The 12,003-nt window shown below is 65.7% G+C and carries 10 protein-coding genes; all 10 read right to left on the minus strand.

Annotation, left to right across the window (positions count from 1 at the left end):
- Positions 1 to 21 precede the first annotated feature (21 nt).
- The 10 genes from ABZ803_RS24895 to ABZ803_RS24940 all read right to left on the minus strand — a co-directional run bounded on the left by ABZ803_RS24895 (position 22) and on the right by ABZ803_RS24940 (position 11,638).
- The gene (locus ABZ803_RS24895; protein WP_357042652.1) at positions 22 to 945 is read right to left on the minus strand and encodes a PD-(D/E)XK nuclease-like domain-containing protein; all 924 of its coding nucleotides are present in this window, start codon (positions 943 to 945) and stop codon (positions 22 to 24) included.
- A 287-nt stretch (positions 946 to 1,232) separates the two neighbouring features.
- On the minus strand, positions 1,233 to 2,096 hold the full coding sequence (locus ABZ803_RS24900) for a bifunctional DNA primase/polymerase (protein WP_357042655.1): 864 nt from the start codon (positions 2,094 to 2,096) through the stop codon (positions 1,233 to 1,235).
- Positions 2,097 to 2,400: 304 nt separating this feature from the next.
- Positions 2,401 to 3,477 (minus strand): DUF6744 family protein, encoded by a 1,077-nt coding sequence (locus ABZ803_RS24905; protein ID WP_357042658.1) that lies wholly within the window; start codon positions 3,475 to 3,477, stop codon positions 2,401 to 2,403.
- Between the two features lie 35 nt (positions 3,478 to 3,512).
- Positions 3,513 to 5,129 carry a hypothetical protein gene (locus ABZ803_RS24910; protein ID WP_357042660.1) on the minus strand — a complete coding sequence of 539 codons (1,617 nt, stop codon included), beginning with the start codon at positions 5,127 to 5,129 and terminating at the stop codon, positions 3,513 to 3,515.
- On the minus strand, positions 5,126 to 6,367 hold the full coding sequence (locus ABZ803_RS24915; RefSeq protein WP_357042663.1) for an AAA family ATPase: 1,242 nt from the start codon (positions 6,365 to 6,367) through the stop codon (positions 5,126 to 5,128). Before ABZ803_RS24915 ends, ABZ803_RS24910 begins: the two co-directional genes overlap by 4 nt.
- A gap of 181 nt (positions 6,368 to 6,548) precedes the next feature.
- Positions 6,549 to 7,364: a hypothetical protein gene (locus ABZ803_RS24920; RefSeq protein WP_357042666.1), complete on the minus strand. Its 816-nt coding sequence runs from the start codon at positions 7,362 to 7,364 to the stop codon at positions 6,549 to 6,551.
- A 204-nt stretch (positions 7,365 to 7,568) separates the two neighbouring features.
- Positions 7,569 to 8,156 (minus strand): hypothetical protein, encoded by a 588-nt coding sequence (locus tag ABZ803_RS24925; protein WP_357042669.1) that lies wholly within the window; start codon positions 8,154 to 8,156, stop codon positions 7,569 to 7,571.
- 169 nt (positions 8,157 to 8,325) lie between these two features.
- Positions 8,326 to 10,224 carry a ParB N-terminal domain-containing protein gene (locus tag ABZ803_RS24930; RefSeq protein WP_357042672.1) on the minus strand — a complete coding sequence of 633 codons (1,899 nt, stop codon included), beginning with the start codon at positions 10,222 to 10,224 and terminating at the stop codon, positions 8,326 to 8,328.
- A 349-nt stretch (positions 10,225 to 10,573) separates the two neighbouring features.
- Complete coding sequence (locus ABZ803_RS24935) at positions 10,574 to 11,032, minus strand: hypothetical protein (protein WP_357042675.1); 459 nt, start codon at positions 11,030 to 11,032, stop codon at positions 10,574 to 10,576.
- Positions 11,033 to 11,269: 237 nt separating this feature from the next.
- Complete coding sequence (locus tag ABZ803_RS24940) at positions 11,270 to 11,638, minus strand: hypothetical protein (protein ID WP_357042678.1); 369 nt, start codon at positions 11,636 to 11,638, stop codon at positions 11,270 to 11,272.
- Positions 11,639 to 12,003: the final 365 nt, after the last annotated feature.

The following is a 12,003-nucleotide window of genomic DNA, read 5'->3' on the forward strand; positions in this document are numbered from 1 at the left end:
GGAGCGGGGTGTCCCTTCTCGTCAGTGGCGGTAGCGCAGGTTCGCGCGGCGGGGCAGGCGGATGCGGTGGACGCCGGTGCCGTGGGCGGGCCAGTCGTCGGTGTCCAGGCAGCGGGCATACAGGTTCACCGCGCGCCGGTTCTCCACGGCGGCCTCAGCGACGTCGTCGGGGTACAGCTCGCAGACGCTGACCACATGTGGTGGATGCTTGCTGACGGCCGCGAACAGGAACCGGCGCACCACCAGCCCGCAGGCGCGGATGCCCTGCTGGTACCAGTCCTGTTGCAGGTGGTAGCCGTAGCGCAGGACCGACCAGGCGAAGTCTTCGGGGTCGGCGCTGTCGGTGGTCTTGAGTTCGACGACCTCCACCCCGCCTTCGTCGTCGAAGGGATGCAGCCAGTCCGGGCGTGCTCGCAGCATCAGCCCGGTGAGCGGGTCGGGCCAGTAGAACGACACCTCCTGCCAGCCTTCGGCCAGAAGCGGCACCAGCGCCGGGTGCGCGCGGGTCGCGGCGGCCATGGCGTGGGCCTTGTCGTACCCGTGGGCCAGCAGCGGGATCCGGCCGGTCTGGCGATACCAGCGGCGCAGTTCCTGAGCGCGTTTGGTTTTCCAGTCCCGGAACTCCAGCCGCATCACCGGCGGGCCGGAACCCAAGGTGAGGGTGTGCACGGCGCGCCCGAACTCGAGGGTGTCGGTGTCGGGGGCGCCGTAGAGCTGTTCGTAGTGGAACTGGCGTGGGGTGATCCCCGACCACCACAGTCGTCGCGCTCCGGAGCTGGACAGGGAGGTGGGGTGATAGCGGTGATAGACCTGGTCGGGCAGGTGTAGGTGGATGCCGGCGGTCGGGGTGGTGGTGTGCAGGAACTCCGATGAAGCCCTGCCGACAGCGACGCAGCGTCTCTGGGGCCGGTGGCGCGACAAAGCGCTGGCCGCAATAGATTTCACGTAGAATCCTGTCTCGCGCCCCTGGGGACCAGTGCAGTGTGTCTGCGTGTGCGGTGGCACCGTTGGCAGTCTGTTCGCCCAGAGGATCCAGCGGCGGACAGACGGTCTCACTCGGGATCGGCTCGGATCGGCTCGGCGTGTGACGCAGCGAAATCAAAGGTGCCGTTCACCGCGAAGCCCGTAGTGGGCGCTGACTAGCGGGGGTCGGCTGTAGATCTTGTGCCGCAACCGGCTGGTGCGGCTGTGTGATGTATCCGGCTGGTAGGCGCGTCGTCGGGCTAGGGCTGTCAGTGCAGGTTGATATGGCGGGGGTGGGCGATGCCGAAGTCGAGGCCGTCGCTGATGACGCGTTCGGCTTCGTGTTCGGTGAACTCGTCGATGCCGATGTGGCTGTCGGCGGCTGCACTCAGGACCCGGTGCGCGTCGTCGCGGGTGAGCAGCCCTGCCCCGACGAGGCGCCCGATGGAACCAGCGGCTGAAAGTAGGGTGTCGTGACGCTGGCCCCGCGGTGCGGCCATGATCCGTTCGACCTGTTTGACCAGCGCGGCGCGCACATAGGCGTTGACGCGCACTTCGGCAAGGTTGACCGTGGCCGGGGACGGGAGGGGTGGTGGGGTGAGGGCGGTGATCAGCCAGTCCGGTGGTGGAGCAGGTGGCCGGTCATCCAGTAGTTGGTAGGGGTGGCCGCTGCGCGAGACCGATCCGGCGCCGACGACGTAGCCGCCGGCGCCGCGGGTGTCGATGCGCCACCCGAGCCGCCCTGAGCTATTGCCCAATTCGGGTGTCTCGGGAGCGGCGAAGTAGAGGTGCTCACCGCCTGACGGTGTGGCTACCCGGTAGGTGTGGAGTGGGTAGGGAACTTGGCGGGCGGCGGTCAGGCGGGCCAGGACGTCGCGGCCATGGCGAGCGCCTTCCCATTCCGGAGGTGGCCGGTCGCCGTGGCTGGGGTCGAGGTCGAGCACGAGCAGTCGACTGGGGCCGCAGGCGATGCCGATGTTGAACGCCGCCTTCCGCCACGCGCGAGCGATCACTTCCGGGTCGCGAGTGGCCAGGTGCTGCCAGTTGATTTTGGGCAGCGCAGGCTTTTTGGATCCCGGGCCGAGTGGAAACACCCAGAAACCGCGGTCAGCGGCGGCGAGCGCAGCGCGCATCAAGCGTGGCGCCGGTGCCCTCCGCGCTCCAGCCATGTGCCCAGGGTACGGCGGAATAGTAGGTAGGCGGCGGGCCGGAGGGAACCCCGCCTTCTCGGCAAACTCGATCGAACCCCGGGGCGACGGCGGGCGCTGCGGGATGCCGGATCCGGCCGAGTCAGAGGAATCGAACCTTGGCACAGATTATCGAGATCTCCTTAAGATCAAACGCTGCTCCCTTAGGGGCCGCGATGCGGGAACTTCGCGGGGCGTGAACCCGTTGGACGGCGCCGGGACGCAGCGCGGTATAGGGGCAAGGGCACGGTCAGTCGGCGACCTTGAACAGTGCGGCGAGCTGTTGCTGGACCAATTGCAGCGAGAACTCTGTTTCCCCGAGGCTGGTCGCGAGTCGCTGGGAGTACTTCTCGGTCTGGGCCTTGACGGCACGATACCGGTCGTGGAGCGCGGTCAGTTTGTTGCTGCTGACGCCGCCGCGGCTGGCGGCGGCGATCTCGAGGGAGAGTTTCTGCAGTTCGTCACGCGCGGAGGTGACGAACGACTGGATCACCAGTTGACGCATCTCGGCCTGATCGGCCAACGGGATACGGGCCAGCAGACTGCCATCGCCGACTCGATCGGTGAACTCACGCAGCGCGGCGAGAGTATCGGCATGCTCGGCGGTCACGAAATACACCCCGCCGGTGGGGCGCAACGCGACTGCCTCGAGCGCACGCATGTACTTCAGCAGGATTGTCCGCACGCGGTCGGAACCGAGATACGTGCACTGCCACAGGTAGCGTTCATCGATCTTGCGGGCCAGGGCGTGGACGCGGGCCTGCTCGGCCGCGGGCAGGGAACCGACCGCGGTGTAGTCGAGCGTGACCGACAAGGTGCCGGATCCGTCGTGGCCGGGGGCGCGGCGGAACTCGACTTCGCCGAGGTGGGTGTCGTAGGCGAGTTCGGAGGCGGTCTCGTCGCGGACTTCGCGAACGATGTGCCGCATGATCCTGTTCTGGCTGCGGCGCACGTGACGGATCATGAGGTTGGCCGAGCGGACACCGGTTCGCGCCGAGCTTTGCGCGGCTGGTGCGGCGGCGACGGTCGGGCTGGGCTCTTCCACGTCGGCCAGATCGTAGGTGTCGTGGACGCCGTCGCTGCCGGTTACTCGTTCGAAGGCGTTGTCGGCGCGTAGTTTTCCCGGCAGGAAGGACTGGTCCAGGCGCAGCTCGCGAAACCAGGCGGCGGCGGTCTCGGGCGTGACCTCTCCACCGAACACGCTGTATAGCACGACGAATCCGAGGCTGGGGGCCTGGTCGGCTTGCTGGGAGTAGGCCGACAGACGCTCTCGTGCACTCGCGTTGTCGGGGGGCAGCGGTGTGGGTGATGCGGTGGTAGTGGTCATGTCGGCTGTCGCTTTCGGGCCGGAGATCGAGGTGGTCAGATGGTTGCGAACAAGTCGGCGGTGGCGGTCGGGGTGAGTTCGTCGATGACGCGCAGGTCATCGCACAGCGTCTGGAGGGTGGCTCCCGGTGCTGCTTTGATGGAGATCCCGAAGACGCGGAAGCCGAGAGTTGCTTTGCGGTTTCTCCAGTCGGTGAGCCAGGTGTCTTCGACGGTGGCTTCGCCATCGGTGATGAGCACGATGTCCCCTCGTGGGGTGTGCTGGCGGTTGTAGTGCTCGGCGATGACTTCTGTCGCGGCACCGAGTGGGGCTTGGAAGTCGGTGCCGTTGGCGGGGAAGCAATCGGCCATGGCCAGCACGCGTTCCAGCGGTGGGGGTTCGGTTGCGGGAAATCGGAAGGTGTCGATGTCGGTGGCGTCGGAGAACAGGATGGCGACGAAGTCGCGGCGTTGACGGCGGGCCTGGTCCAGCAGTGCCAGCGCGCATGCTTTGGCCCACGCTTCGCGGGTCACCGTTCTTCCTCGCGAGTCTTGGTGGGGTCTGTTCATCGAGCTCGAGCAGTCGATCGCGGCGATGATCGCGCCGAGCCCTTGTCTTTCTTCGCCGATGATTTCGTACATCGTCAGGTCCGCCTCGGCGTAGCGGGCGGCGAACTGTGCGCGTAACGCTGGGACAGCAAGCGCGGTCAACTCGCTGGGAAGCAGGCGTGACAAGTCGTCGCCGCGGGTGATCCCGGCGAGTTCGTCGTGTCCGTGATCGCAGCGCTGGGCGTGTTCTGCCTCGGCGACCATGCGGAATCGGCCGATCAACTCGGCGTACTCGCCGAGTCGACCTGAACGCAAACGGCGGGCGAGGTCGCTGCGTTCGGAGAACGACATGCGCTGCAGCTGCGCAGGCGGCAGCTGCCAGGCATCCATCAGTACCTTCCCGGCATGCGCCTGACCTGCGGCTTCGGTCATGGCTTCCCGCAGGCTGGCGCGCAGACTCGACGCCAGCGCCGCGGCGGCGTCACGGGCCTGCGCCACCGCGGCCTCGGCGGCCTGCTGTGCGGTGTCGGCGGTATCGACCGCCTGAGTGACCGCCTGGAGGTGGTGATCCGGCACGGCTTGCTGGCCGTCGACGGCGGCGTCGGCTTGGGCGAACGCGTCTGCGGCCGCGCCCGCGGCGGCCTGCGCGGCTTGCTCGCGGCGCTGCGCCTCCTCAGCGGCGCGTTGCGCGTCGTCGGCGTTGTCGAGCATGGCGCGGATCGCAGGCGCCTGGGCCAGGACCGCCATGGCCGCGGCGTAACGATCTCCGATGGTGTGTCGGTGCAGCTGCTGGAATTCCGGGGTCGCTGAGATGGATTCGATGATGGCGCGGTTGGGCAGCCTGGAGGCGACCATGTCGTCGGCCTTGCGGATGGCGGGGCTGTGTTTGATGGCCAGCACGAACATGTCACGTAGCAAGTCGTCGGCATGAGGCAGCCGCGGTGTCAGCTCGGCTTGTAGATCGGTGAGCGAGGCGGCCTCGTGCAGTGTCTGGACCCAGGCGTCCTCGTCGTAGCGGTCGCTGATGACCGCGTGCACATGGCGCGGCGGGGGGTCGGTGAGCCCGAGCCAGTGCCCGGCTTTGCGCGCGAGTTGCGCGATCGTTGTCACGGTTCGCGAGTTCATCGCACCGCTCCCGCGGTCACCGGCGTCGCAGGGACATGCAAGACATCTCTCATGATCCGCTCGTGCAGCGCGGCGTGTTCCGCCATGACCGAATCGACGGTGTCGGTGGCACGTCCGGCGTCCGCCGCCTTCTGCCGCAATGTGACCAACTGGCCTCCGAGGTCCCGGAGTTTGTCGAGGGCCTCTTCGACGCCCCATCTGGCGAGTTCCGCAGGGGTCAGGGTGTTCTGTTTCTGATCGAGATCAGCCATCAGCTGCCGGATGGTTTCTTGAGCGTTCAAGGCCTCGGCAGCATCGGGATTGATCATCTTCACCAGGGTGGTCTGCACGGTCTCGCGTTGGGCCAGTGTGGACCAGAGCACGTGAGCGAGGATTGCCAGATCGTTGTCGTTGACCTGGTCACGGCCATCCAGCCACGCGGAAGCCTGCAGCAGCCGTGCGCATTGGCGCCAACGACGGTCGGACACCACGATGTCCTGGCCGGCGAGGGCCGAGCGCAGTTCGCGCAGTGCATCGATGATGCCGTCGGGCAACATGACGGCGGGGACATCGACGTCGACGGCGTGCTGTAGTTCCGTGAGGTCGATTGTGGTGGGCTGGGCCGGTGCGGCAGCCGGTCGCACAGCCGAGCGGATCAGCGATTCGAAGTTCCCCGGTTGGGCCAAGTAGTCCACCACCAAACGCACTGTGAGCCGGTCCCAGATGGCAGCGGACTCCTCGCCGACGGGCAGCTCGTTGCTGGCGGTGACCGCGCTGATCAGCGGACAGACCACGGGGTCTCCGCCCGATTCGGGAACGTAGATGCGTTCGTTGAGCCAAGAGAGGGTCTCGTTGAGCGCTCCGAGATTGCACTTGAAGATCTCGTCGACGAACGCGATGTGCGCGGTGGTGGCGCGACCGTCGAGGATTTGCCGGTACTCCCCTTGGGTGAGCGCGGCGACGTCCACGGGGCCGAACATTTTGGTGGGGGAGGTGAACTTCGACATCTGGATCTCCCACCGGCGCGCGCCGGTGATGCGTGCGGTCAAGGCACGCGACAGTTCCGATTTCGCCGTCCCGGGCGGACCCAGCAGAAAGGAGTGCTGGCGGGCGAGCATGGCGATCACGATGGAACGCACCACCTCGCCGCGTTCGAGGAAGTCATGCGACAGCTCCTCCACGATGGCCCGCATGCGCGCGGCGACGGGATTCGAGATTGCTGTCGCGGCTGCGGGTGCAGGCACAGGGGTGTTGCTCATAGGTGGTGTTCTCGCAATCACAGGATCAGGTGGTGAACAGGGGTTACAGGCGGCCGAGGACTGGTGGAAAGCGGCCACTGGGTGTCGGGCGGGCCGACTGCCACCGGCGTCGGTGCGGATCGAAATCGGGACTGGTGTGCACGCTCGGCGCGACCGCCGGGACACGACGGCGGGTGGAGCGTCACGGTGCTGGTAGCTGGGCGCCTGTGGACGCCGCACTACCAGCGATGTGGCCGAGCCAATCCGTTGCGCCTGCGAGCTGTTGCGCTTCGCCGTCTGCCTGCCATTGGGCGGTCTCGACATCGAAGGACAGCTGGATGCCGCGGTAGTTCGGGCTGGCGGTGGCCAGAGAGTTGAGCAGCTTCGCCCGCCATCTCAGTGCAGCTTGTAGGCAGTTGGTGCATCGACGGTGGTGGCATCCCGGCAGTGGCGGTGCATGCAAGGCGTTCTTAGACCAGGCAAGCGAATCGCTTGAAGCCAGCAGTGGCCCGTAGGCAGTCAGCCCGGCTTGTTTCACGCCGAAACCGTGTAACCGTATTCCAGGAACGGCGTCGATGAGGGTGGCGAAGATTTCGGCGGCTTCGCGGGTGCCTTGTCGTCGGCAAATGGAACCGACGCCGACCCGCGGCTGTGTAGCAAGATCGACGCCGGCGTCGATATACATTTGCGTGCAGCGCAGATAGTCCGCGACGCTCCATCCTTGGATCACCGGCATGATCGGGAATTCCGGGGCCAGTGACCGCAGGTGGAGAAAGTTCTCCACGGTGAGGTGCTGGTGGCGGCGAACCGAAAGGTGAGTTCCAGCGTAGCGGATCCGCCCGTAACGACCACCAGTAATGATTTCCTTCTCGCACGGCCAGTCCTGGGGCCAGACCGCGACAAGATTTCCGATCTCGGCGCTGTAATGGCGGACTCGCTCGACATACTCTGCTGGGGTAGGCCCGTGCTGCCAACTGCCGAAGCGCTGGAGCTCGGTGAAGGCACCGCTGTCGAGCATCCATCGTGAGCGCGCGGGACCTGGTCGCCTACCGCGGCGAATTTGCCGATCGCTGATGCACAGCGGAACCGGAACGATCGACAACCATCTCTTGCAGTGAGTACCCAAGAATATTTCCAACTGGCTGCCTCCGCCATGCTGCTGTGCCCGGACACTCGGGGGTCTGGTGCGCGACGCGGCAGCCGCGCGGTCCACGAACCCGTCTCAATGTCGGACGCGTGTCGGTGAAGGACTTGATGGTGGTGCGGTGTTCGATGGTCGGGCGTCGTTGGCGGTGTGGGCCCAGCGGGTGGACACGCTTTCGGGGATCCGCACGCCTTGGTCGCGGGCTTGCTGGTGTCGCGCGATGAAATCCAGCAGTCGGGACGCCTTGGCGATCGCGTGACGCGTGAGCTGGCGGGGGCAGTCGTACGCCAGCTCGGCGGTATCTGTGCGAAGGTTGAGCAGCAGCGTGGTGGGCACGACGACCGCGAATGCGCCCTCCATGCGGACGAACAGATGCATCCGTGCTTCGATGAAGGCCGCATCCAGCCCATAACGGGGCAGCAGTGACACGTATTCGTTGTTCCAACTGCGGTGCTCGACGTCGGGAGAAACACGGACAGAACTCGCGCGGAAGCACGCCGACTTACTGGCCTGTCCAGCCTTTATGGGTTGGAAGGGCCATAGTCCGCTGCCATAGGCGATCGAATAGTCATCGAGGATGTAGCTCCAGCGTCCAGCAGGTGTGGGGAGGCCGTGGGAGTGGAAGGTGCTGCCCGCCGGATCGGACGGCCGCAGCGTCAAACTCATCGAGATCTACCTTTCGACTAACCGTTGCCACCGGCAGACCGCCGCCGGTGGCAGTCGCTGCTGTAGTGGGCGAGCGCCGGGCAGCTCGGTGTGCGCTCGGGGTTCGAGGCGCCGCGACAGCGGTTCTGCTGGCGGCCGCATCGATCGCGATGCGGCCGCCACCAGTGGGTTACGCGGCGTGGGCTTCGGTGGTGTAGTCCACGGTGTTGTCGTCGACTTCGGCCACGGGGGTGCTCGGCCCGGTGTCGGTGACTTCCTCGTCGGTGTGATCGGGGTTGCCTGTCTCGGTGCTGTCGAGAGCCTCGTCGGTGTCGTCCTGGCCTGCGGGCGGGTCGTGGGGGCTTCGGCGGCCGGCCAACACCTCGTCGGGGGTCAAGTCACCGGTCAAGGTGTATTCGATCGGCGAAATAGCATGGCCGATGGTCTTTTCCAGCAGTTCCATATACAGCTTGTACAGCGGGTTGGGACGTTCGTAGGTCTTGCAGTCGTCGCTGGTGTCGCTAGCCTGGATAGCGGCCTCGAGCGCGGCCACGGTGTTCAGCAGCGCGCGCATCCCGCCGTGATTGTCACGAACTTTGATTCCGCCGCCGGTCGGTTCGGCGGGCACCTTTGCGCCCAGTCGGCTACGCAGGACCTGGGCGGCGAATCGTGTGAGCAGGGCCGGTTGATCGGTGACTTTGCCGATCAGCTCCATCCAGCCGGCAGGAACGGTTTTGCGGTCGGTGAACAACTTTGCCTGGATGTTGTCGCGGCGACGGGTCGTCTGTGACCGCATCTGGTTGTTGAGTGCGGTGGTGCGCTGGATCGCTGCGAGCCGTGCGGCCTCTTCGCGCTGCTGGCGTTCCCACTCCTCACGCTTCTTGCGCGCGGCTTCGGCGCGCGCGGCCTGCTGCTCGGGCGAGTCCTCAGTGGAGGTGATGTCGTCGTTGTCGGGCTCCGTGGCGTCATCGGCCAGGTGAAGGTTGACAGAGTCCCGATCGTGGCAGAGGTAGATCGGTACGAACTCTTCTTCCTCGACCACCTCACGAGCGTGGTAGAGGCCCGAGTTTGCGGTGGCGTCGGGGTAGTGGCGGGTGACGTCGTCGACTTCCTCCGGATGGATCAGCTCACCGGTCTCCGCGAGGGTGGTCTTGCGGACCAGGAACACCGCGAAAGCGTGCGGATTGTCCTCGGCGAAGTCCGCGGTGACCGCCTGGTCGTCGCCTGTCCGCAGCGCCGCCAGCGGCAGGTAGTCGGGGTCATCGAGATCTGGTTCGAACTCGAGCACTTCGAATCCGCGCTGCTGGAACTCTGCGCTCGTGGTCGCGAGGATCTCCCGCAGCCGCTCAGCGACTTCGGCTGCGGCGGCCTCCGCGGCTTCCTGCTCGGCGCGGCGCTTGCGCTCGTCGACCAGTTGCTGGAAGACGACCTCGAACATGCCGTCGCGCTCGGCGTCGAGCAGCTCACGCATCGCTTCCGGATCGTCGGCGAACTGTTCGGCCATCCCGGCGTGGATGATGTCGAGCTGGTCGCTGGCGACTGCCGCGGTGGCACGCTCGGACTTGACGACGATGCGTGCGTTCTTGACCGTCTCTTTCGACAGTTTCAGTCGCTTGGCGACCTCGGTGTTGCTGAGGTCGATGTCGAACAGCATCTGCATCGCGTGCAGCCGATCGGCCTCGGTCTGGGCGAACCGATGTTTGCCGGTGGAGAACTGGCGGTGGACACGGTCGATGACGCGGGTCTTGTCGTCCTTGCTGAGATCCTCTGGCAACACCGCCACCCATGCCAGATGATCGGTCTTTTGCAGCGCGCGAGTGCGGTGCCAGCCATCTTCGACTTCGTAATCTCCGTCGGCGTTTCGCGATACCACGATCGGCACATGATTGCCGTGCTCGGCGATGTCGGCGTCGAAATCCGGGTCCTCCGGCTTCTCCGGCCGGTTGGGTGCACGTACCAGCCGGTTCGGGTTGATGAAGATCAGTTCACCGGCATTCTGTACGTCATCGTCATCCGGTGGCTCGGTCGCGACCGGTTCGAGCGGGTCGAGTGCCGCGGTATCGGTGGGGATAAGGTCGGTGACAGTCATGTTGATATCTCTCCTATCGACAGAGGTTGGTTGGACACACCGCATTTGGGAGCTGCTTTGCGCGGCGGCGTTGATGGTGCGCGCCTTCGGGCGTGCGAGATATGCAGGCCGACAAGGGGTATCGGGCAAGTGGTGCTGGCTCCACGTGGGTCGTGACCCGTGGGCTGGCCCGGGACAGCGCCGATTCACCGATGGGTGAGGGAGGTGGCATTCTCGACACGGTCGACGACGCGTCAGGTGGCGGCCGAGCCGAGACGGTACAAGCGCTTCGAGCGCAGACCGATGAGTTCAGCACGAGATCAGACGCCACCCGCGAAGCGAGGGCGTCGGGGAGCGCGACAGCGAGGCTTCAGTACGAGCTGCCGACGGGTGCGCGAATCGGCAACGGCCCCGCCACGGGATAGCCGAGGATCTTTTCGAGCACCTCGGTGAAGGCGTAGTGCTCGGTTCCGGCGTACGCGCCGGTGAACACACAGTTGCTGCGGCGCGTGATACCGGTGAGGGTCAGTGTCACCGCTTCCAAACTGACCTCGGGATGGATATTGCCCTTGCGCTGCCGAATGTGGACAACGACGGCGCTGCTGCGTCCATCGAACACCGGCTCCTGTTGCCAGGCGTCGATTTCCTGAAGCGGCAGATCACCGCGGGTGTCAGCGATGCCGACGACAAATAGCCTCGGCTTCGCGGTGCACAGCGAGATGGCGCCCCGATCCGCCAACGCGGGCCGGAACACGGTGACAGGCAAACCCATGATGCCGTCGTCGAAGACCCGCCGCGTGGCGGGGGGAGGTAGCAGGGAGATGGACATGTCGAGAGGTTCCTTCCCCTGAGCCGACGGGATGCCGCGCAACCCTCGGGCATATTCGAGACCGAGGCGCACCACCACTTCCGGCGGCCCGCTGGTGCACTGCGCAGCGGTGTCGGCGCGGCCGCGTCAGCGAGCCTGAGCCGGAAAATGCCCACAGCGCAACACGCTCAGTCAGCGCGGGGCGAGCGAATGTGCACTCGTTGGCGATCTGCGTCGGTGTCAGTCTTTGATGACTTCTCAGTTCCGAAGCCGGCGTGGCTGGAATGCGCGGGTCGAGTGCTGGTGAATGGTGTTGGCCAGTGTGTCGTACAGGTCAGTGCCGACACCTTCGGCGAGCACGTACTCGCGATCGTTCATGGAGCCGACCAGCTGAACACGCCAACGATCCGGCGTTCCGCTTTCTGGCAATTCCAGATCGTCACCGGTTCCAGCATCGACCATAAGCGTCAGTTCGTCTGTGTACGCGGCATCGATATGACTGCCGGATGCTGAACCCCATTGGAACTGAATGTCGTCAGGGTAGCCGGCGCCGATGTCGATGAGATATCGGGCGATGGTTTCGCGCGCGGGTGCGTATGTGCGCTCTACCCCGGGGGGAGTGTTCATAGGTTTCCTTCCTTCTCGTGACCGAGTCGCGGCATGGGATTGAGAGGAACCGACGCGACAAGTCACATATTCGGCTGTAGCGCCTGATGCAGACTGTGCTGACACCGGGGGGATCTCGATGGTCCAGGACACCTGGATTCCTCGCCTTCGGCCGGGCACCCAGGTGGGAGCCCGTCGTGGCGTGGATCTCGGCACGGGGTGTTCCCGCCGAGGGGATCTCGAACTGAAGGGGGCTTCGCTCGAACTGAAGGGGGCTTCGTTGGAGGTGTCCTAGTGTGTCGCGCCTGAAATTAGGCCAGTAAGTACGTAGTCTGTTTCCGTGTCGCATCGTGGGCCTTCTGCTGTCGAGATTGTGTTGTCGGATG

Source organism: Nocardia sp. NPDC047648 (assembly GCF_040642815.1).
Classification (GTDB): domain Bacteria; phylum Actinomycetota; class Actinomycetes; order Mycobacteriales; family Mycobacteriaceae; genus Nocardia; species Nocardia gamkensis.